The sequence below is a fragment of the Mesorhizobium sp. Root157 genome, assembly GCF_001427385.1.
GTDB lineage: Bacteria > Pseudomonadota > Alphaproteobacteria > Rhizobiales > Rhizobiaceae > Mesorhizobium.
The window spans coordinates 34,140-55,904 of the sequence record NZ_LMGJ01000012.1 but is presented as its reverse complement, the minus strand read 5'-3'; the positions used below and the strand labels follow the sequence as shown (position 1 = coordinate 55,904).

Genomic DNA, 21,765 nt, shown 5'->3' with positions numbered 1-21,765 from the left:
ATTTGAAACGGCGCTTGACGCAAACTGGGATTCAAATGTCAAATTCGCTCCACTAGAGCCGGAAACACGCGATAGAACCCCCCGAACATTGGAAATGAGGTTGTCATGACAATTCGCTTTGGCCTGCTCGGTGCAGGCCGCATCGGCAAGGTGCACGCGCGCGCCGTGGCCGCCAATCCGACCGCGCGGCTGGCCGCCGTCGCCGACGCGTTCGAGAAAGCGGCCAAGGAAATCTCGGCCGCCTATGGCGCCGAGATCCGGACCATCGAAGCGATCGAGAAAGCCGCAGACATCGATGCAGTCATCATCTGCACGCCGACCGATACACATGCCGACCTGATCGAACGCTTTGCCAAGGCCGGAAAGGCGATCTTCTGCGAAAAGCCGATCGACCTCGACGTGAAGCGCGTGGAAAAGTGCCTCGCCGTCGTGGCCAAGGCCAAGGCGACGCTGATGGTTGGCTTCAACCGCCGCTTCGATCCGCATTTCGCGGCGGTGCGCAAGGCGATCGACGACGGCGCCATCGGCACGGTCGAGATGGTCACGATCACATCGCGCGATCCCGGCCCGCCGCCGCTCGACTATATTGCCCGCTCCGGCGGCATCTTCCGCGACATGACCATTCACGACTTCGACATGGCGCGCTTCCTTCTCGGCGAAGAGCCGGTCGCGGTGAGCGCGCATGCGTCCGTCCTGGTCGACAAGAAGATCGGCACTGCCGGCGATTTCGACAGCGTCAGCGTCATATTGGAAACGGCGTCCGGCAAGCAGTGCGTGATTTCGAACTCGCGGCGCGCCACCTATGGCTACGACCAGCGCATCGAAGTGCACGGCTCGAAGGGCATGATCGCGGCGGAGAACCAACGCCCGGTGTCGATCGAACTGGCCAACGAAAAGGGCTACACCCGCCCACCGCTGCATGACTTCTTCATGACCCGCTACATCGACGCCTATGCGAACGAGATCGCGGCCTTCATCGCCTCGGCGACGGCAGGCAAGAAAGTCAGCCCGAGCGGGCTGGACGGACTGGCGGCGCTCAAACTGGCAGAAGCCGCCCTGAAGTCGGTCAAGCAAGGCAAGACCGTCCGCCTCGACGCATCACGCTGAATTCAGGACAGGAGCATTCTCGTTGAGCGGAATGGACAATCGTAACTCGCAAACGCGCGCTATCGTCACCGGCGGCGCGCAAGGCATCGGCTTTGCCGTTGCAGAGGCTCTCGCGGATGAGGGCTGCAAGGCGTTGGCGCTGGTCGGGCGCTCGCAGGAAAAGGGCGACAAGGCAGCGGCGGCCTTGCAGAGCCGTGGTGTCGACGCGCTGTTCATCAGTGCCGATGTGGCCAAAGTCGCCGACTGCCAGCGCGTGGTCGCGACCGCGCTCGAACATTTCGGCAGCATCAATAGCCTCGTCAATGCCGCGGCGACATCGGCGCGCGGATCGCTGATCGATACCACGGAAGACCTGTTCGACCAGATCTTCGCCACCAATGTGCGCGGCCCGTTCTTCCTCATGCAAGGGGTGGTCAAGCATCTTCTGGAAAGCAAGGCGCCGGGATCGATCGTCAACGTCCTGTCGATGTCGGCCCATGCCGGTCAATCGTTTCTCACGCCCTATTCCACCAGCAAGGGCGCCTTGATGACGCTGACCAAGAACGTCGCCAGCGGCTACCGCACGAGCCGCATCCGCTGCAATGCGGTGCTGCCCGGCTGGATGGATACGGAGGGCGAGGCATTGGTGCAGGCGAAGTTCCACAACGCGCCTGCCAATTGGCTGGAGAAAGCGGAAGCCGCACAGCCGATGGGGCAATTGGTGAAGCCGAAGCAACTGGCCAGGCTGATCACCTATATGCTGAGCCCGCAATCGGGCGTCATGACCGGGTCATTGGTCGACTACGACCAGAACGTCGCCGGCGTGATCGGAGAATAATCGAGGTCACCGGACCTCGATCCACTTTTGTTGCTCGAATGAGCGCGCCATCGCATGCACGGTGCGCTCGATTTCAAGCCCCTCGGTGAAATCGACCATGCGCGAAGGCCGCCCTGCAAGGCGGGCCAGCAGTTCGCGGCATTCGATGATCTTGAGATCGTTGAAGCCGAGGCCGTGGCCCGGCGCCGGGACAAACGCACCGTAGGGATCGTGCTGCGGGCCGATCAGGATGGTGCGATAGCCCTGTTCGGTCGGACGGTCCGAGGTTACGTAGAGTTGAAGCTCGTTGGCGCGTTCCTGATCGAACAGGATCGATCCTTTCGAACCGAAGATCTGCAACGCGATACGGCCCTTGCGCCCCCAGGCGGAGCGGTTGACGGCCAAGGTGGCGGCGATGCCGCTCTCAAGCCGCATCAGCACGCTGGCAATGTCGTAGGTCTCCACGGCCCGCCTGCCGCCGTCGGCCGTCACACGGTCCTTGTATGGCTTGGCCATGTCGCACATGACGCGCGCGACCCGGCCGAACAGAACGGAAATCAGCGAAAGCGGATGCACCGCGAAATCATCCAGCGCGCCATAGCCCGATGAGGCCTCATGCTTCCAGAAGAACAGCGCCTCGGGATCGGCCATGAAGTCCTCATCCATCTCGATGCGGACATGATTGACTTCGCCGATGGCCTGCTCATCAAGCAGTTTGCCGATATGGCGAATGGCGGGGCTCTGAATGTAGTTGTAGCCAAGAACGGCAACCTTGCCCGACCGGCGTGCGCTCGCCGCCATCGCCTCGGCATCGGCAAAAGCCGGCGCCATCGGCTTTTCGCACCACAGATGCTTGCCGGCCTTGAGCGCGGCAATCGCCATCTCGGGGTGGAACTGATTGGGTGTCGTCAGCGAAACGACATCGACTTCTGGATCGTCGATCACCGCGCGCCAGTCACCCGATGCCTTGGCGAAACCGAACTCCGCCGCGCGGCGGCGGGCGAACTCCTCATTGGCCTCCCCCAGATGCACCAGCCTGACCTTGCCGGCCTCGGGAAAGACGGTGCCGACCGCGTTCCACGCGATCGCGTGGCATTTGCCCATGAAGCCAGTTCCAACAAGGCCCACGCCGACCATTTCGCTCTCCAGTTCCGAAACCAATATGGATTGATTAATCCATTTACCCTTGAAATGGAACGTATCGCTCATTTTTTATGACATTCTTGCACAGGACCGCTATGATGGGGCACAGAGGGGTCGATCAATCGACTGGAACGGACATGGACGAACGGGTGCCCCGCGATTTCGAGACACTGCGCGCCACGATCCTGGAGCGGCGCCAAGGCCTGCCCAAACGGATTGCGCAGATCGCGGCCTATTCGCTCGACAATCCGGACGATATCGCTTTCGGCACCGCCGCCAGCATCGCGGCCACCGCAGGCGTGCAGCCTTCGACGCTGGTCCGGTTCGCGCAGCAGTTCGGTTTCGACGGCTTCACCAGCCTGCAGTCGGTGTTTCGCGAGCGCCTGCGCGAGCGCAACTCATCCTATGACGAAAGACTGCTGGCGCTGCGCACGAAAGCAGAAAGAGAAGGCGGGCACCGCGCCATTTTCGACGGCTTCGTCACGGCCGCCACCACGTCGCTGGAAAATCTTTCACGCTCCGTGGACGAGGAACATCTTGAACAAGCCATCGCGCTGCTGGCCAAGGCGGACACGGTCCATGTGCTGGCCAGGCGCCGGTCCTACCCGGTGGCTTCCTATATCGCCTATGCGCTTGGCAAACTTCGCATCAGGAACCAACTGGTCGAGTCGGCTGCCGGACTGACCCCTGAAATGATCGGCTTCGCCACCGAACGGGATGCGGCGATTGCCATCAGTTTCTCCCCTTATTCGCCGTCTACCGTCGAGGAAGCCCGCTTTCTGTCGGAACAAGGCGTGCCGATCATCGCCATCACCGACAGTTCGTTTTCGCCGCTCGCGCAATTCGCCAAGGTCTGGTTCGAAGTGGCCGAAGCCGATTTTTCCGGCTTCCGTTCGCTGTCCGCAACGATGGCGCTGGCCATGTCGCTGGCCGTCGGCGTCGCGGAGAAAAGGCGCAGCGGCGGCGAGCGTTGAGACGCGAGGTTCCGCGCATTTCACAAAAGAACATGCATTCCATGTTGACTATGTTTTGGAACTAATATTTCATATTGACAGGTGTAGCCGTTAGAGCTGCCCGATATCCAGCCAACGAGGTTGCCGGGAGTTGAGCATGAGCGAAGCCGTGGAAGCACAAGCTGCGCCGCTTGACGTCATCACCATCGGTCGCGCCTCGGTCGACCTTTACGGTCAGCAGATCGGCTCGCGGCTGGAGGACATCACCTCCTTTGCCAAGTCGGTCGGCGGCTGCCCGGCCAACATCGCCGTCGGGGCGGCGCGGCTCGGCTTGCGCTCGGCCCTGCTCACGCGCGTGGGCGACGAGCAGATGGGCCGTTTCATCCGCGAACAACTGCGCCGCGAAAACGTCTGCGTGGACGGCCTCAAGACCGATTCCGAGCGCCTCACCGCGCTGGTGTTGCTGTCGGTGGAGGACGAAGGCGTATCGCCGATGATCTTCTATCGCAGCGATTGCGCCGACATGGCCCTGTCGGAGGAAGACATCGACGAGAGCTTCATCCAGTCGGCGAAAGCCATCGTCGTCACCGGCACCCATTTTTCCCGCGACAACAGCGATGCCGCCCAACGCAAGGCGATGAAGGCAATCAAGGCCAGCGGCGGCAAGGTGGTGTTCGACATCGACTACCGGCCCAATCTGTGGGGCCTGGCGGGCCACGCCGAGGGGTTCGGGCGCTATATCAAATCCGACCGCGTCACGGCGCGCCTCAAGACCGTGCTGCCGGACTGCGATCTTGTCGTCGGCACTGAAGAAGAGGTGCTGATCGCCTCCGGCGAAAACGACCTTCTGGCGGCGCTGAAGACCATCCGCTCGCTGTCCGAGGCAACCATCGTGCTCAAGCGCGGCGCCATGGGCTGCATCGTCTATGACGGCGCAATCCCCGACGATCTCGAAGACGGCATCGTCGGCGACGGGTTTCCCATCGAGGTCTACAACGTGCTTGGCGCGGGCGATGCCTTCATGTCCGGCTTCCTGCGCGGATGGCTTGGCGGCGAAAGCCTCAAAGTGGCGGCGACATGGGCCAATGCCTGTGGCGCGTTCGCAGTGTCGCGCCTGCTCTGCTCGCCCGAATATCCGACATTCGCAGAATTGCAGTTCTTCCTGAACAACGGCAGCCGGCATCTGGCCTTGCGCAAGGACGAGGCGATCAGCCACATCCATTGGGCAACGACGCGGCGGCGCGAGATCCCGTCGCTGATGGCTTTCGCGTGCGACCATCGTTCCCAACTCGAGGACGTGGCCAGGAAGGCCGGCGCCGATCCGGCGCGTATCGAGGCGTTCAAGGTGCTGGCAGTCAAGGCGGCCAGCCAAGTCGCCGGTGGCCGGCCGGGCTACGGCATGCTGATCGACGAAAGGCATGGCCGCAAGGCGATGTTCGAGTTCGCCCGCCACAAATTCGATTGGCTCGGGCGGCCGGTCGAGTTGCCGGGTTCGCGGCCGCTGCGCTTCGACTTCTCGCAGGACATCGGCTCGCAGTTGGTCGAATGGCCGGCAGACCACTGCATCAAGTGCCTGTGTTTCTATCATCCCGACGATCCGGCCGAACTCAAGGCCGAGCAGCAGCAGAAACTGCTTGGCCTGTTCGAGGCAGCGCGCAAGATCGGGCGCGAACTGCTGATCGAGATCATCGCCAGCAAGCATGGGAAGATCGACGACGCCACCATTCCGCGAGCCCTGGCGGATTTTTATGCGCTCGGCATCAAGCCGGATTGGTGGAAGCTTGAGCCGCAAGCCTCTCCAGCGGCATGGGCGACCATCGAAGCGACGATCCTCGAGAACGACCCCTGGTGCCGCGGCGTCGTGCTGCTGGGTCTCGAAGCGCCTCCAGACGAGTTGAAGGCGGCATTTGCCGCAACCGCCAATGCACCTATGGTCAAGGGCTTTGCGGTCGGCCGCACCATTTTCATCCATGCCGCGGAGCAGTGGCTCACGGGGCGCATGAGCGACGAGCAAGCCATCGCGGACATGGCTTCCCGCTTTCTGCAACTCACCGAAGCATGGCTTGCGGCGCGTGGCCGCAAGGCGGCATAACACAGCGGGAGGAGCGATCATGGCAAACACAATCCGCCTGACGATGGCACAGGCGCTGGCCCGCTTCCTGTGCGCCCAGATGACCGAGGTCGAGGGCCGCAAGGTGCCGATCTTCGGCGGCGTATGGGCAATCTTCGGCCACGGCAATGTCGCCGGCTTCGGCGAAGCGCTTTATTCGGTCCAGGACCGGTTGCCTACCTTTCGCGGCCAGAACGAACAGTCGATGGCGCATGCGGCCATCGCCTTTGCCAAGGCGAATTTCCGCCGGCGCTTCATGGCGGCGACGAGTTCGATCGGCCCCGGCGCGGTCAACATGGTGACGGCTGCGGCTCTCGCCCATGTCAACCGCTTGCCGGTTCTGCTGTTGCCCGGCGATGTGTTCGCCAACCGCATCCCCGACCCCGTTCTGCAACAGGCCGAGGATTTCGGCGACGGCACGGTGTCGGTCAATGATTGCTTCCGCCCCGTTTCGCGCTACTTCGACCGCATCACCCGGCCCGAACAGATCGTTCCGGCGCTCAACCGGGCCATGCAGGTGCTAACCGATCCGGCCGAATGCGGGCCGGTGACGCTGTCGCTGTGCCAGGACGTGCAGGCCGAGGCCTATGACTATCCCGAGAGTTTCTTTGCCGAGCGGGTCTGGGCCCCGCGCCGGCCACGCCCCGACCGCTCCGAACTGGCGGCGGCGGCGGACGCGTTGAAAGCCGCGAAGAAACCGCTGATCGTAGCTGGCGGCGGCGTGCTTTATTCGCAGGCTTGCGACGAGCTTGCGAAATTCGTCGAGGCCACCGGCATTCCGGTGTGCGAGACGCAAGGCGGCAAATCCTCGCTGCCCGATGTCAATGCGCTCAACATGGCGGCAGTCGGCGTGACCGGAACCGCAGCCGCCAACCGCCTGGCCAAGGAGGCGGACGTGGTGCTGGCAATCGGCACCCGGCTGCAGGATTTCACCACCGGGTCATGGTCCTTGTTCCAGAATGCCGGCAAGACCATCATCGGGCTCAATGTGCAGCCGTTCGATGCCGGCAAGCACCGGGCCTTGCCGCTGGTGGCGGACGCACTGGAAGGGCTGACCGAACTGGGTCAAGCGCTGGCAGGCTGGAAAGTCCCTGCAAGCTGGAGCGAAGACGCCCGCAAGGGCAAGACGGCTTGGCAGACCGAGGCAGCCAAGGTGACCGCCACGACGAACGCCGCCTATCCTTCGGATGCGCAGGTGATCGGTGCGGTCCAACGCGTCATGGGGGCGCAGGCGACCGTCCTGCACGCCGCCGGCGGACTGCCGGGCGAGCTTCACAAGCTTTGGCAGGCAGGCAAGCCGGGATCGTTCCACGCCGAATACGGCTTCTCGGCCATGGGTTACGAGATTGCCGGCGGGCTCGGCGCCAAGATGGCGAAGCCGGACGAGGAGATCGTCGTCATGCTCGGCGACGGTTCCTACCTGATGCTGAATTCCGAGATCGCCACGTCGGTGATGCTCGGGCTGAAACTCACCATCGTGCTGCTCGACAATCGCGGCTTTGCCTGCATCAACCGGCTGCAGATGGCGACGGGCGGCGCCAACTTCAACAATCTCTTGAAAGACACCCGGCACGAGGCGCTGCCCGATATCGACTTTGCCGCGCACGCGGCAAGCATGGGTGCGATCGCGGAGAAGGTGTCGTCGATCGCCGGGCTGGAAACGGCGCTCGCAGCCGCCAAGGCCAACACGCGCACGACGGTGATCGTCATCGAAACCGACCCGCTGGTTTCGACCGAGGCCGGCGGCTTCTGGTGGGATGTAGCGGTGCCCGAAGTGAGCGCGCGCCCGCAAGTCGAGGCGGCACGCAAGACTTATGAACAAAAGCGGCAGATGCAGTCCATCGGCAGCTAACGCATGCGGCCCGAAAAGTAGGAACCGGTTTCGGGATAGCGACATGGATGGAAACTGGTCCTGCCCCCAGGGCGACGCAAACCGGAGGTGTGACGTGAAGGCCAAATTGGGCATGTCCCCCATCGCATGGTGGAACGACGATCTCGCCGAACTCAGCGATGACGTATCGCTGGAAGAATGCCTTCGCCAGTCACGTTCGGCGGGCTTCACCGGCATGGAGATGGGGCGCCGCTTTCCCAACGATCCGAAGGTGATGCTGCCGATCCTGAAGAAGGCGGACGTGACGCTGTGCGGCGGCTGGTTTTCGGGCACGCTCGCGAACGAGGACCTGGCGGTAAACAAGGACCGCATCCGGCCGATGATCGACCTGTTCAAGGCCGTGGATGCGCCCTGCATCGTCTATGGCGAAGTCGGCCGCTCGATTCAGGGCGACCGCGCGAAGCCGCTCGCCACGAAGGCCGTGCTGTCCGACGCCGAGATGAAGGCCTATGCTCGCAAGGTGACCTCGTTCGGTGAATGGTGCGCCGAACAGGGCATGCCGCTTTCCTACCATCACCATATGGCCGCCGTCGTGCAATTCGAGCATGAACTCGATGCCTTCATGAACCATTCGGGCGAAGGCATTCCGCTGCTGCTCGATGCCGGCCACCTCGCCTTCGCCGGCGGCGACGTGCTTCGCGCCATCGACAAGCATCACGGCCGCATCAATCATGTGCATGTGAAGGATGTGCGCATGAACGTGATCGACGGGCTGGACCGCACGCGGCAATCGTTCCTCGACGCGGTGGCTCTCGGCGCCTTCACCGTCCCGGGTGACGGGTCGTTGGATTTTGCAGCAATCGTGCAGAAATTCGCCGACTACGGCTATCAGGGCTGGTTCGTGGTCGAGGCCGAACAGGACCCGAAGACGAATCCACCGCTCAAGATGGCGCAGGTGGGCTACAAGGAGCTGATGCGCGTGATGACGGCTGCGGGCTACACTGTCGAGACGCAGGGTTTTCCCAACGCCTGAGCGAGACAAGTATCAGCATGATCAAAGACTCCGAACATCCTTTCTTCCGGCCGCGGTGGCGGCGCATCGCAGTTGTGGTGGTGTGCCTGGTGTGGGCCGTGGTCGAGTTTGCGACCGGCACCCCGTTCTGGGGCGTGATCGCGCTCGGGTTCGGCCTCTACGGCTACTGGCAGTTCTTCTACGCCTACAAGCCGGCGGGAGAAGAAAGCTCATCCGACCCCGCCGCCCCGAAGGAATAGGTCATCGCATGTCGAAGCTTCTCGTCAGATCGCAGAAAGACGGCCATGGGCGCATCGTCCATGTGACGCCGCAAAGTGCCGGATGGCGCTATGTCGGTTTCGACCTTCATCGCCTGCGCCCCGGCGATACCGCATCCGGCGAAACCGCCGGCCGGGAGGTTTGCCTCGTCTTCATCACCGGCAAGGGCCAGGTCGAGGCCGGCGGCCAGGACCTGGGCCTGCTGGGAGAGCGCATGTCGCCGTTCGAGGGCAAGCCCTGGTCGGTCTACGTACCGCAGGGCTCGGATTGGTCAGTGCGCGCCGGCACCGAACTGGAGCTTGCCGTCTGCTCCGCACCCGGACTTGGCGGCGGGTTGCCCGTTCGTGTCATCGGCCCGGACGAACTCGGCCAGGAAACGCGCGGCAAGGGCACCAACACGCGTCACGTGACCAATATCCTGCCGGAAGGTGAACCTGCCGATTCCCTGCTGGTCGTGGAGGTGATCACGCCGGGCGGGCATACGTCGAGCTATCCGCCGCACAAGCACGACAAGGACAATCTGCCGGCCGAATCCTATCTGGAAGAGACCTACTACCACCGGCTCAATCCGCCTCAGGGTTTCGCCTTCCAGCGCGTCTACACGGATGACCGCTCGCTGGACGAGGCGATGGCGCTGGAGGACGGCGACGTGGTCCTGGTGCCTAAGGGCTACCATCCATGCGCGGCCTGCCACGGCTACGACCTTTATTATCTCAACGTCATGGCGGGACCGAAGCGCACATGGAAATTCCACAACGCCGCCGAGCATGAATGGCTCTTGAAAGCCTGAACCGCCGTTCTTAGAGCGCGTCGCGATCTTTCAGATTCGCTGGCCGCGCTTCAAGTATTTGTGCATGTCGTTATCCCGAAACCGGTTCCCACTTTCGGGTGACATGCATTAGGCCTCGATGCGCAGCATGTGATTGTCCCACACGTGATCGGGATCGGTCGAAGTGCTGCCATCCGGCCCGACAATAACGCCGCCGCCGGTTGTAGCGATGAAACCCGGACCATCCGGCGCCACGCCGCACACTTCGGTCAGGTCTCTCGCCGATACGACCTTGCCGGTGGCCGCTTCGATGATGGCCAGCGAATTGCCCTGCGGAGACGAAACGGCCACGGTGCCGGCGGCGGGGTTGGTCGCCACCGAGCCGATGTAGTTGCGAAAACCGCCCAGCACCTGGCCGGGCATATCGACAAGCGACAGGTCCTTGCCGCGCGCAGCGCGTCCGACCAGCAGCGGCCTGTCGGTTACCGGCCCGCGATACTGGCAGCCGAACCACACCGTTCCCTCGCCGTCGGCCGCCATATGCCGGATCGAAAGCTTGCTGAGGTTCGATGGCAGTTCGTGCTTTTCGAGCAGGTCGCCGCTGATGCGGTCGACAAGCACGTAGGACGGCTTCATGGTTGCGATGTTCAGTTCGGCGCGGCCGTAGTCCGGGTGGGTCTCGATGCCGCCATTGGCCACCGCGATGGTCCTGTCGTCGCCGAGCAAAAGCAATTCATGCGGGCCGACGCCGTAAGTCGGGAACTCGCCGACGCGCTCGAAGTTCGAAAGCGCATCGTAGATGCCAACCACGCCGGCGGCATTGTCGAAATCGTTTTCGGTGGCGTAAAGCAGCCTCCCGTCCGGCGAAAATACGCCATGACCGAAGAAATGCCGCCCCGGAACACTGGAGATGGCGAGCGGCTTCTCACGTCCCGCATGGTCGAAAACCATGGCAAAGGTACCGGGCTGTCTTGCGAAGACGACCGAGCGCCGGGAGATTGGATCGAAGGTGATGTCGTGACCGCGCTCCGGCAGATCGATGGCGTGGAGCACCTTGCCGGCCTCGGACAGCACGGCGGCGCCATGGCTGCCATCACGCCGAACGAAAGCCGTGGCGAAGACGGCATCCGTGGCCAATGTACTGGCCCAGGCGCCCGGCGCCATCGCCGCGGCGAAGCTGGCGCCTGCGGCACGCAGGAAATCGCGGCGGTCGATGAGGACCCGCACGGTCAGTCTCCGTCGAGCGACGAGAAGCCGGCGGTCAGGCCAAACTCGGCGCTCAACCGCGTGCCGAACAGATTGGACAGGCTGCTCGTCACCAGGGCAAATTGGTCCAGTTGCTTTCGCTGTCCGGGATCGGCCAGGGTCTTGTCGATCGGCCCGGAAACCGCGTTGGCTGAGGCGACGCCGTTCACCAACTGGATATGAATGGACTCGGCGATCCAGCGCGCATCCGGCGACAGCGCGTCGATGAGATGTGAACTCTGGAACAGGCGATCCATGCCGTCGAGATTTGCCGCCAGCGAGGCGGCCGTGCGTTGCGAGCGCCAATAGATCGCTTGCCTCGGCTTGTCAGCATCCGGGTTGTTGCCCAGGAAACCTTTCAGGCGCACGTCGCGGATCATGTCCAGCCCGTTGATGAAGACGCCCATCAATTCGGTCACGGCCTCGGAGCCGGTGCGATAGACCGGGTTGTCGCTTGCCGGATTGGCCCAGACCGCGGCAAAGCCGTCCGGCTTGTTCCACTCGACGCTGACCTCGCCGCTCATTGTCTCGATATTGCCGGCGACGGCACTGCCGAAGGCGCAACGATAAGCGCCATCCTTCGCTGAAAGTATGTCGGCATCGGTGCCGAAAAGCAGATATTCCAGCGCGCCGAAACCTTGCATGGCAACGCTCTTGCCTTCCATTTGCGAAGCCTCGGCAGCGGACGGATCGCTGGCGGCAAGGGCAGCCTGCACCTGTTTCAGACCTATCGACTTGCGGTCGGGCCAGAACAGCATCCGCTCGAAGCGATTGCCCTCGCGGATCGGGCCGAAGGCAATGATCTCGACGGAGGACCACGTCATGGCTGCTTCTGAGAATGCAGAGCGCGCAGAATCGAGGTTGGCATCGTTCGGCGTCGCGCACAGCGTCTGCATGGACGTGCTCAACGCTGCGGCGCGTTCATGAAGGTCCGCATAGGCGGGGCGTATGAAACCATTGATGGCCTGGCCGATGACATCCGACGCTTTGACCGCAGCCTGCGCCGGCTGCGCCAGCAACAAACTAAACGGCAAGGCCACGGCAACGGTGAGACGCTTCAGCTTCATAGCGCTTCCAGGAATTTGACCAAGGCTGCGCGTTCGGCAGCGCTTGCTGCCGCAAAATTGTCCCTCGCGCGCTGGGCCTCCCCGCCATGCCACAGGATCGCCTCGGTGAGGTTGCGGGCGCGCCCGTCATGCAGGAAGAAGGTGTGGCCGTTGACGCGTTCGGTAAGACCGATGCCCCACAAAGGCTGCGTACGCCACTCGCTTCCGGAAGCGTCGCCAACCTGCTGGCCATCGGCAAGACCTTCTCCCAAATCATGCAGGAGGAAATCCGAATATGGCCAGATCAACTGGAAGGACTGCGCCTTGTTCGGCGCGTCGCGGCGCGTGACGAATTTCGGCGTGTGGCACGCGACACAGCCCATTTCGTAGAACGCCTTCTTTCCCGCAAGAACCTCAGGTTGGTCGAGGTCGCGCCGGGCGGGCACGGCAAGGTTCTGGGAATAGAAGGTGACAAGGTCCATCACCGGCACCGGAGCCTCGGTATCGCCCAGGCGCGGCTGAACACCGGCCGGCATGGCACGGCACTTGGCTTGTGTCTCGGTGCAATCTCCCCAGTGGCGAGGCGCTTCCGGCGAGGAAACGCCAATGTCGCCAGCAAGGGCGTCAGCCGACTGCTGGCGGATCGACGGCGCCTGCGCTTTCCAGCCGAAGCGGCCAAGCGTCAACTCACCGTTTGCCGGGTCGCGCACGATCGCGGCCTTGCCGGAAACCCCGTCGCCGTCCCGGTCATCGGGGTCGGCGCCGGCAAGGATGTCTGCCGGGTGGATTTGCTCGACAAGGCCAAGCCCGATCATCGGGGTGGCGATGCGCGGCGAGAGCGTGGTGCGCGCATCAAGCGGCCCATATGCCAACTCGCCCACCGCGTAAGTCGGCTTGCGCAGCGAAACGACCGTGCCGTCGCCAAGGGTAACCGGCTGGTCCTCGTAGGTGATGCGCATGCGGCCTTCGCTGGCGAGACCGGGCACGGCAAGGTCCTGCAATTGGCCGCCGTATACCGGATCAGGGAAGTTCAGGGCCTTGTGCTGCGCAACCGCTGCCTTTTCTTCGGCCGTGCCGGCTTCACGCGCCAGCCTGAGGAACATCGACGTGGCATCGAGGCTGTCTTCCGGCGGATGGCCACGCCCGTCCTTCAGGTGGCAGCTTTGGCAGGCACGGGCATTGAACAGCGGGCCCAGGCCATCGGACGCCTGGGTCGAGGACGGGGAAGACACCCAGTTCTTGCGGAAGATGGCGTTGCCAAGCTTGAAGGTGCCTTCTTCCTCGAACGTGATGTTGGCCGACGAATGCGAGAAGGAATCGGCGTTGACCCGCTTCTTCGACGTACCGGCGCCGCCTTGCATCAGTTCGAACAGTTCAGGCTTGGAAAAATCCGTGGTCGGAGTGGTGACGGCTTCGACGCGGTGCTGATCCTTCGGCGTCAGATCGTTGCGGGCTGACGCAAGCCCGGAGGGCTCCTGCGTACCGGCCGGCGTGGCCAGCACGAGAAGCAACGCGGCACCCAGGCAAGCAAGCTTGCCATTGGGCTTTCGGGATAGCGGCAGGCCTGAACCGGCCCGCCGCGCGCGGCGCATGAAATTTATGATGCGCCGCATTCCCGCATGTCCTATTCGGCCTCGTTGGCCGACGCAGCGTTGAGCAGTCCGTACTTTTCCTCGCCGATGGAGGCGAGCAGATCAAGCTGCGTCTCGAGGAAGTCGATATGACCCTCCTCGTCGGACAGCAGCTCTTCGAACAGTTTCATGGTGACGTAGTCGCCCAACTCGTTGCAGATTTCGCGCGACCTCTTGTAGGAGGTTCGCGCGTCGTACTCGCCGGCCAAATCCGATTCCAGAACTTCCTTCACGTTCTGTCCGATGCGCAAGGGCGCGACGGACTGGAGGTTCGGATGACCTTCAAGGAAGATGATGCGCGCCACAAGCTTGTCGGCGTGCTGCATCTCCTCGATCGATTCCTCGCGTTCCTTCTTGGCCAGCTTTATGTAACCCCAGTCTTCGAGAAGGCGGTAGTGCACCCAGTACTGGTTGACGGCGCCCAACTCGAGAAAGAGAGCTTCGTTAAGCCGCTCGATGATCTGACTTTCGCCTTTCATGGGTCCTGCTCCCGTATTGGACGCGCAAGTCTCTTACGCGATCCAAGTGTGAAACGATGTCCACGGCGCCCGCCTCCGAACGCGCGTGGTACTGCTCGGTTACCCGAATTATCGTTTCGACCACATTTGGGAAGCAGCCGCAACAGCGACCGCGCTTCTTCATCGAATGATAGACCTTGGCAGGCACGATCAACTGCCACGCATCCTGGTCGAGCAGGTCTATGATCGCCTGTTCGACTTCCTTTTCGGTGATGATGTTGCAATGGCAGATCAGCATTTTCTATCGGTCTGGCTTGGCGGCGCGTCGGGCGCGCCGCTTGGCTGGAAATGACGGCTCCCGGTTACTGGAATACCTTGTCTGGTGCGTCGAGACTGTCCGATCCCTCGAAGGCGATGGCGTCGAGCTTCAAGGCAGACACGGCGCGCTCGATCGACTTGGTCTGGTCGACCAGGCCATCGATCGCCGCCTGCACGGTGGCGTTTCCTTCCGTGTTGCCTTCGCCGATCTGCTGGTCATAGGCTTCACCGCCCACGGCGCGCGCCTGGATGGCCTCCATCTTGGCGACCGTAACGTCAAGCTTGCCGGAAAGCTCTGCGTCGAGCGCCGCATCGACCTCCTTGACCAGATCCGCCAACGACGGACCTTCGACGACCGAACCATCGACGCGCTTGTAGCTGCCGAGATAGGCGTCGCGGATGCCGACCGCGTCGTAAAGGTGCGAGATGTGGGTGTTGTCGGAGAAGCAGTCATGCTCCTCTTCCGGGTCATGCAGCAACAGGCCGAGCTTCATGCGCTCGCCGGCAACTTCGCCATAGGAAAGCGAACCCATCCCGGTCAGGATGGTTGAAAGGCCGGCCTTTGCGTCGCCGCCCTCGAGCGCCTTGCGTGCTGCGCCGTCTTCCTTCCAGTTACCGACCATCTCTTCGAGGTCCGCGACCAGAAGATCGCTCGCCGATTTCAGATATTCGGCGCGGCGGTCGCAGTTGCCGCCGGTGCAGTTGGCGGCATCAAAATCCGTGTAGGGGCGGTTGCCTGCGCCGGGCCCTGTGCCGTTCAGATCCTGACCCCACAGAAGGAACTCGATGGCGTGGTAACCGGTGGCGACATTGGCTTCGATGTCGCCTGCCTCCTGCAGCGTTTCCGACAGAAACTGCGGCGTCAGCTTCGAGGCGTCGATCTCCTTGCCGTCGATCTCGATCTTCTTGTTGGCGATGACATTGGCGGTATAGAGCGAATTCTCGTCGGACTCCGTGCCATAGCCGGCATCGACATAGTCGATCAGGCCTTCGTCCAGCGGCCAGGCGTTGACCCGCCCTTCCCAGTCGTCAACGATGGCGTTGCCGAAGCGATAGACTTCCGTTTGCTGGTAGGGAATGCGCGATGCCTTCCATGCATCGCGAGCAGCGTTGAGCGTTTCCGCCGAAGGCTTGGCGACCAGGGCATCGACGGCCGCATCGAGCGCCTGGGCCGTCGTCAACGAATCCTCGTATTTGGCCAGCGCAATGTCGGCATAGGTCTTGACGACCGCCTTGGCATCGGTTTCGGCCCTGGCTGGCAGCACGAATGCCGCAGCCGTCAGCAGCGCGGTCGCGCCGATTGCAGCCAGCCTGCCCTTGCTGCGGACCATAGTTCTCGTTTGGACCATCACCCTCATCTCCTCGAAAATACCACAAAACCATCCGACCGCGACAACGTGGTCAACATGGCCTGCCCGACCGATATGTTTCGACAAGGTGGACCGGCGTCGCAGCGCAAAACCGCACCGGGTGCGGAGAAGACCAGATTTGCGCGAAGTACGCGGCTGGCCATGCGAGACACCGACTACCTCCAATCGAAAGGGTTAAAGGCCCAGACATCAAAGGACGGACGCCGGAGCGCCCTTCTCCATAAAACGGCGACAAATGTTAAAGTCAACCAGAATCGTCAGGAAAAGGTAATTGAAACAATAGTTTAGAAATATTCTAAACTAAGATGGTCAAGTTTCGATCCAGCCAAGCCCGACCACATCCCCATCGTTTGAGTTGACATCGTGCCGTTCCGGGTGCGACCCGAATAAGGCTACTTGCGGCGGAACCAGGCAATCGCCACTTGGCAGGAAATTCTACTCTTCGGACTTCGGAAAGCTGATTGCGATGAAGAACGGTGTGATCATAGTCGGGGCTGGCCATGCCGGCGTGCAGGCGGCGGCCAGTCTGCGCGAGGAAGGTTTCGAGGGGCCGGTCGTGCTGGTCGGCGACGAGGACGAACTGCCATACCACAAGCCGCCCTTGTCCAAGACCTTCGTCAAGGATGCCGCGGCAAAGCCGCAACCGCTGCGCGGCGAGGCCTTCTACAGCGGCAATGCGATCGACTATCGGCCCGGCCTGAGGATAGACCGTATCGATCTCGCCGGACAACGGCTCGAGCTTTCCGGCGGAGCTTCGCTTGCCTTCGATCGATTGATCCTGGCGACCGGATCGAGGCCGCGCACGCTGCCGCTTCCGGGCACGGATCTTGGCGGGGTCGTTTCACTGCGTTCCGTCGCCGACGCGCGCCTGATCCGTGACCTGAGCACTGCCTGCACCGACGTCGTGATACTGGGCGGCGGCTTCATCGGGCTGGAAATCGCGGCCACGCTCAGGGCCGGCGGACGCAATGTCACCGTTATCGAGGCTGCCGACCGATTGCTTGGCCGGGTCGTCGCGCCGGCGATCGGCAGCCATGTGCGCCAACGGCTCGAGGCAGCCGGGGTGCGTATCCTCACCGGCATCACCGTTTCACGGCTGGAGGGCCATGACGGCCGCGTTTCAGCAGCGGTCACATCCAACGGAGAACGCCTGCCGGCGCAACTGGTCATCGTCGGTGTCGGGGTGGTTCCCAATGTCGAACTGGCCGAGGCCGCAGGCATCGCGACCGGCAACGGCATCCGTATCGACCAGCAGATGCGCACTTCCCAGCCGCAAGTCCTCGCCATCGGCGACGTTGCTTCCTACCGGCACTGGTTCACCGGCGACGACGTGAGGCTGGAGTCCGTGCAGAACGCCACGGATCACGCCCGCCTTGCGGCGCGAACCATCGTCGGCGGGTCGGACGCCTATTCCGCGGTGCCGTGGTTCTGGTCGGACATCGGCGACATGAAACTGCAGATGGTCGGCCTGACCACTGGCGCCGACAACCATGTGGCGGTCGGCGAAACCGAAGACAACAAGTTCTCGATCTATCATTTTTCGGGCGACAGGCTGATCGCAATCGAATCCGTCAACCGGCCCGCCGACCACATGCTCGGACGCAAGATGCTCGGCGCCGGCTTCTCGCCGGCGAAGCAGACGGTCGCGGCAGGCGCCGACGCGCTCAAGGCCGGCCTCGCCGCCTTCCTGGCCGCCGCCCCGGTTCCGGCAACGGCCTGACTGCTGTTACGTAAAGCGACAGGTGGGATCACATGCTGATCAGGCATCTCTTCTTTTTTGCCATTCTGGCGCAGGAAAAGCACTTCGGACGAGCAGCCAGGGTCTGCAACGTCTCGCAACCTACCCTTTCATCGGCAATCCAGAAGCTCGAGAAGGATCTCGATGTTCAACTGATTGAGCGTGGGCAATCTTTCAGAGGGCTTACGGATGACGGCGAGAAGGTGCTCGCCTGGGGAAAACGGCTGCTGGAAAACTATGACCGGTTGAGAGCCGATCTTCGCGAGTCTTCAAGCGGAACGGCCACAGGCAGTGCGAACTCAAAGGCCGAGAGCAGATCGCCGGGTCATTCGAGGCAATCGGCGATACAGATTTACGCGGCTGGAAGCTTGAGCAATGTTCTGTCCGCGGTTGCCGCGTCGTTCTTTGAAATGACGGGAATTCCGGTCTCTGTGCAACATGGCCCGATCGGACCTTTGAGGGAGCGCATAGAGACAGGCGATAGACCGGATTTGTTTTTGTCGGCCGACCTTGCCAACTCGTCACGCCTTACGGATTTGGGATTGGCAAGGCCTCCGATCGTGTTTGCCCGTAACGCCATGTGTGCGCTGGTCCGGCGCGACGCAAACGTAACCCGGAACAACCTGATCGACAAAATCCTCAATCCGGATGTTCACATTGGAGCCGTGACGCCAGCAAAAGGGCTTTCCGGCGACTATACGTGGAACGTTTTTCGCAGGGTCGAACAATTCAAGCCGGGGGCGTTTGCCGTTCTTGATTCAAAGACGCGAAAATTTAATGGCAGCCCTTTGATGCAAGCAGCGGAAATAAAGCGCGATGCAATCGCCCAATCCATAAATGACGGCACAATCGACGTTTGCTTCGGCTATCTGACGGGGATGAGAAAACGCGCGGATGGTCTGGAGAATGTAGAACTGATCGAACTTCCCACTGCGGTCAGCGTCGTTCCGGAATATACAATGGCGCCTCTGGTCGGGTCCCGACCGGCGGCGCTGTCCTTCGCCTTGTTTATCTTGTCGCCTTCAAGTCAGGCCATATTCAGCAAGTTCGGCTTTACCCCGGTCACGACACCAGCCGCCACCCCCCAATAGTTGGGGGCAGCCAAGTCCGGTTTGCTTGATGTGCCTTCACATCAAGCAAACTTTCAGAGCGGTCATACGGTCGACCTACTCGGCGGCCTCAGCGTGCTGCTGGAGTGGCGCGACACGTGCTGCACAGTACTTGAACTCCGGGATCTTGCCATAAGGGTCAAGCATCGGATTGGTGAGCTTGTTGGCCGGGCTTTCGTTGAAGCAGAACGGCATGAACACCATACCGTCCGCGACTTCGCGGTCGGCGCGCAGGATCGCCTCGACCATGCCGCGCCGGGTTTCGACCTGGACAACGTCGCCTATCGAAAGGCCACGCCGTTCGATCTCGTAAGGGTTCATGGCGGCAATGCCGTAGGGTTCGATGGCGTTGAGCACGCCCGCGCGCCTGGTCATGGCGCCGGTATGCCAATGCTCGAGGATGCGCCCGGTGGTGAGCACCAGCGGATATTCCTCGTCCGGCACTTCATCCGGCGGAAGCAAGTCGGTTGGCACGATACGGCCGCGCCCGTCCGAGGTCGGGAAGCCCGAGGAGAAAACAATCTCATTGCCGGGTACATCGGGACCGTCGGCCGGATAGATCACCGATTCCTCGCGCTCGATGCGCTCCCAGGAGATGTGTTTCAGCGACGGCATCACCGCCGCCATCTCCGTGTAAACATCCGAGACGTGAGAGTAAGTCCAGTTGACATCCATCCGCTTGGCAAGCTCGATGATGAGGTCAAGATCCTGGCGAGCTTCACCGGGCAAATCCAGCACCGGCCGGCCAAGCTGCACCTGCCGGTTGGTGTTGGTATAGGTGCCGAGTTTTTCGGCATGCACCGAGGCCGGCAGCACCACATCGGCGTGCCATGCGGTTTCGGTCAGGAAGATGTCCTGCACCACCAGATGGTCGAGCTTGGCAAGAGCGGCGCGGGCGTGGATCTGGTCCGGGTCTGACATCGCAGGATTCTCGCCCATGATGTACATGCCCTTGATCTCGTCGGCATGGATGGCATCGATGATCTCGACCACCGTCAGGCCACGCTTCGGATCAAGCGTCTGTCCCCAGAAGTTCTCGTATTGGCCGCGAATGTCGATGTTCTCCACCGACTTGTAGTCCGGGAAGTACATCGGGATCAGGCCGGCGTCGGAGGCGCCCTGGACGTTGTTCTGGCCGCGAAGCGGATGCAACCCGGTGCCGGGGCGTCCGACATGGCCGGTGATCAGGGCCAGCGCGATCAGGCAGCGCGAATTGTCGGTGCCGTGGGTGTGCTGGGAAACGCCCATGCCCCAGAAGATCATCGAGCGTTCGGATTTGGCATAGGTACGCGCGACATCGCGCAGCACCGAAGCCTCGATGCCGCAGACCTCTTCCATCGCCTCGGGCGAGAAGTCCTTGACCTTGGCCTTCAGCGCCTCGAAGCCGGTGACGTTGGCCTGGATATACTGCTCGTCATAGAGTTTCTCTTCAACGATGACATGCAGCAGCGCGTTCAGCATCGCAACGTCGCTACCCGGACGGAAGCGCAGTGAATGGGTCGCGTGACGCATCATGTCCTGGCCGCGCGGGTCCATGATGATGAGCTTGGTGCCTCGCTTTACCGCCTGCTTGAAATAGGTGGCCGCGACCGGATGGTTGGTGGTCGGGCGTGCACCGATGACGATGACGCACTCCGCCTTCATGGCGTCCATGAACGGCGCCGACACAGCGCCCGAGCCAACGCCTTCCATGAGCGCCGCGACGGAGGAAGCATGGCACAGGCGCGTGCAGTGATCGACGTTGTTGGAACCGAACGCCTGGCGAACGAACTTCTGGAACAGATAGGCTTCTTCGTTGGAGCCTTTGGCCGAGCCGAATCCGGCCAAAGCCTGGCCGCCATGCTCGCTGCGTATTTTCTTCAGACCGCCGGCGGCGCGTTCCATCGCCTCCTCCCATGTCGCCTCGCGGAACACGGTGAGCGGATCGACATTGCGCATATCGGCATCGCCGGCCTTGGGTGCGTCGTCGCGGCGGATCAGCGGCTTGGTCAGCCGTTCCGGAGACATCGCGTAGTCGAAGCCGAAGCGGCCCTTGACGCACAGCCGGTTTTCATTGGACGGACCGTTGCGGCCGTCGATCTGGACGATCTTGTTATCCTTGACGGCGACACTGGTCTGGCAGCCGACGCCACAGAACGGACACAGCGTGTCGACGACCTTGTCGAATTCCTGGATGACGCGGGTCTTGCCGGCCCTGTCCATCAGCGTCTTTTCGTAGAGCGCGCCGGTCGGGCAGGCCTGCACGCATTCGCCGCAGGTAACGCAGGTCGACAGGCCCATCGGGTCGTGCATGTCGAAGACCGGGATCGTATGGCCGCCGCGATCGGCCATGCCGATGACGTCGTTGACCTGGACCTCGCGGCAGGCGCGCACGCAGGCGCCGCAGGCGATGCAGGCATCGAGATTGACGGCGATGGCGGGGTTGGAAATGTCGAACTCGGCCACGTCAACGGCATCGAACTTGGATTCGAACCGGTCGCTGCCGGAGATTCCCATCGTCGAAGCCCACTGCCAGAAGGCCGACTGGTTGTCGGGACCGTCGTTGGCAGGCCGCATATTGCTGGCCAGAAGCTCGAACACCATTTCGCGCGACTTCTCGGCGCGCTCGGTGTCGGTCTTGACCACCATGCCGGGAGTCGGCTTGCGGATACACGAGGCGGCAAGCACGCGCTCGCCCTCGATATCGACCATGCAGGCGCGGCAATTGCCGTCGGTGCGGTAGCCGGGCAGATCGACATGGCACAGATGCGGGATATTGGTGCCCTCACGCTTGGCCACTTCCCATATGGTCTCGCCTTCGGCCGCGGCAACCGCCTTGCCGTCAAGGGTGAATTCGACCTTACCCGTCAT

At 62.4% G+C, this 21,765-nt stretch carries 18 protein-coding genes; 10 read left to right on the top strand and 8 right to left on the bottom strand.

Features of this window, described 5'->3' with window-relative positions; translation table 11 throughout:
* Window positions 1-105 precede the first annotated feature (105 nt).
* Both iolG and ASD64_RS08310 read left to right on the top strand, forming a co-directional pair.
* Window positions 106-1,107: an inositol 2-dehydrogenase gene (gene iolG, locus ASD64_RS08315; protein ID WP_056103568.1), complete on the top strand. Its 1,002-nt coding sequence runs from the start codon at window positions 106-108 to the stop codon at window positions 1,105-1,107.
* Between the two features lie 31 nt (window positions 1,108-1,138).
* Entirely contained in the window at window positions 1,139-1,924 is a 786-nt protein-coding gene (locus ASD64_RS08310) for an SDR family oxidoreductase (RefSeq protein ID WP_413813593.1), read from the top strand.
* Window positions 1,925-1,930: 6 nt separating this feature from the next.
* On the opposite strand, the gene ASD64_RS08305 is transcribed toward ASD64_RS08310, so the two are convergent.
* Window positions 1,931-3,040, bottom strand: coding sequence for a Gfo/Idh/MocA family protein (locus ASD64_RS08305; protein WP_056104923.1), 1,110 nt, complete (start codon window positions 3,038-3,040; stop codon window positions 1,931-1,933).
* A gap of 143 nt (window positions 3,041-3,183) precedes the next feature.
* On the opposite strand from ASD64_RS08305, the gene ASD64_RS08300 reads away from it, so the two are divergent.
* The 6 genes from ASD64_RS08300 to iolB all read left to right on the top strand — a co-directional run bounded on the left by ASD64_RS08300 (window position 3,184) and on the right by iolB (window position 10,021).
* On the top strand, window positions 3,184-4,020 hold the full coding sequence (locus ASD64_RS08300; protein WP_056103563.1) for a MurR/RpiR family transcriptional regulator: 837 nt from the start codon (window positions 3,184-3,186) through the stop codon (window positions 4,018-4,020).
* A 136-nt stretch (window positions 4,021-4,156) separates the two neighbouring features.
* Window positions 4,157-6,091, top strand: coding sequence for a bifunctional 5-dehydro-2-deoxygluconokinase/5-dehydro-2-deoxyphosphogluconate aldolase (locus tag ASD64_RS08295; protein ID WP_056103561.1), 1,935 nt, complete (start codon window positions 4,157-4,159; stop codon window positions 6,089-6,091).
* A 19-nt stretch (window positions 6,092-6,110) separates the two neighbouring features.
* Complete coding sequence (gene iolD / locus ASD64_RS08290) at window positions 6,111-7,961, top strand: 3D-(3,5/4)-trihydroxycyclohexane-1,2-dione acylhydrolase (decyclizing) (protein ID WP_056103557.1); 1,851 nt, start codon at window positions 6,111-6,113, stop codon at window positions 7,959-7,961.
* A 94-nt stretch (window positions 7,962-8,055) separates the two neighbouring features.
* On the top strand, window positions 8,056-8,973 hold the full coding sequence (gene iolE, locus ASD64_RS08285; RefSeq protein WP_056103555.1) for a myo-inosose-2 dehydratase: 918 nt from the start codon (window positions 8,056-8,058) through the stop codon (window positions 8,971-8,973).
* Between the two features lie 20 nt (window positions 8,974-8,993).
* Window positions 8,994-9,212 carry a hypothetical protein gene (locus ASD64_RS08280; RefSeq protein ID WP_056104921.1) on the top strand — a complete coding sequence of 73 codons (219 nt, stop codon included), beginning with the start codon at window positions 8,994-8,996 and terminating at the stop codon, window positions 9,210-9,212.
* Between the two features lie 8 nt (window positions 9,213-9,220).
* The gene (gene iolB / locus ASD64_RS08275; RefSeq protein ID WP_056103552.1) at window positions 9,221-10,021 is read left to right on the top strand and encodes a 5-deoxy-glucuronate isomerase; all 801 of its coding nucleotides are present in this window, start codon (window positions 9,221-9,223) and stop codon (window positions 10,019-10,021) included.
* Between the two features lie 108 nt (window positions 10,022-10,129).
* On the opposite strand, the gene ASD64_RS08270 is transcribed toward iolB, so the two are convergent.
* From ASD64_RS08270 to ASD64_RS08245, 6 genes are all read right to left on the bottom strand, one after another.
* On the bottom strand, window positions 10,130-11,227 hold the full coding sequence (locus ASD64_RS08270) for a DUF1513 domain-containing protein (RefSeq protein WP_056103549.1): 1,098 nt from the start codon (window positions 11,225-11,227) through the stop codon (window positions 10,130-10,132).
* A 2-nt stretch (window positions 11,228-11,229) separates the two neighbouring features.
* Entirely contained in the window at window positions 11,230-12,312 is a 1,083-nt protein-coding gene (locus tag ASD64_RS08265; protein WP_056103545.1) for an imelysin family protein, read from the bottom strand.
* Window positions 12,309-13,904, bottom strand: a complete 1,596-nt coding sequence (locus tag ASD64_RS08260) for a di-heme oxidoredictase family protein (protein WP_056103542.1) — start codon at window positions 13,902-13,904, stop codon at window positions 12,309-12,311. The genes ASD64_RS08265 and ASD64_RS08260 overlap by 4 nt, the downstream gene beginning before the upstream one ends.
* An 11-nt stretch (window positions 13,905-13,915) precedes the next feature.
* A complete protein-coding gene (gene bfr, locus ASD64_RS08255) occupies window positions 13,916-14,401 on the bottom strand; it encodes a bacterioferritin (protein ID WP_056103540.1) in 486 nt (161 codons plus the stop codon).
* Window positions 14,367-14,678, bottom strand: coding sequence for a (2Fe-2S)-binding protein (locus tag ASD64_RS20575; protein WP_082549916.1), 312 nt, complete (start codon window positions 14,676-14,678; stop codon window positions 14,367-14,369). The genes bfr and ASD64_RS20575 overlap by 35 nt, the downstream gene beginning before the upstream one ends.
* A gap of 64 nt (window positions 14,679-14,742) precedes the next feature.
* Entirely contained in the window at window positions 14,743-16,047 is a 1,305-nt protein-coding gene (locus tag ASD64_RS08245; RefSeq protein WP_244480740.1) for an imelysin family protein, read from the bottom strand.
* A 487-nt stretch (window positions 16,048-16,534) separates the two neighbouring features.
* On the opposite strand from ASD64_RS08245, the gene ASD64_RS08240 reads away from it, so the two are divergent.
* On the top strand, window positions 16,535-17,788 hold the full coding sequence (locus ASD64_RS08240; RefSeq protein WP_056103530.1) for an NAD(P)/FAD-dependent oxidoreductase: 1,254 nt from the start codon (window positions 16,535-16,537) through the stop codon (window positions 17,786-17,788).
* A 32-nt stretch (window positions 17,789-17,820) separates the two neighbouring features.
* The gene (locus ASD64_RS08235) at window positions 17,821-18,897 is read left to right on the top strand and encodes a LysR family transcriptional regulator (protein WP_056103527.1); all 1,077 of its coding nucleotides are present in this window, start codon (window positions 17,821-17,823) and stop codon (window positions 18,895-18,897) included.
* 75 nt (window positions 18,898-18,972) lie between these two features.
* On the opposite strand, the gene fdhF is transcribed toward ASD64_RS08235, so the two are convergent.
* The gene (fdhF, locus tag ASD64_RS08230; RefSeq protein WP_056103525.1) at window positions 18,973-21,765 is read right to left on the bottom strand and encodes a formate dehydrogenase subunit alpha; all 2,793 of its coding nucleotides are present in this window, start codon (window positions 21,763-21,765) and stop codon (window positions 18,973-18,975) included.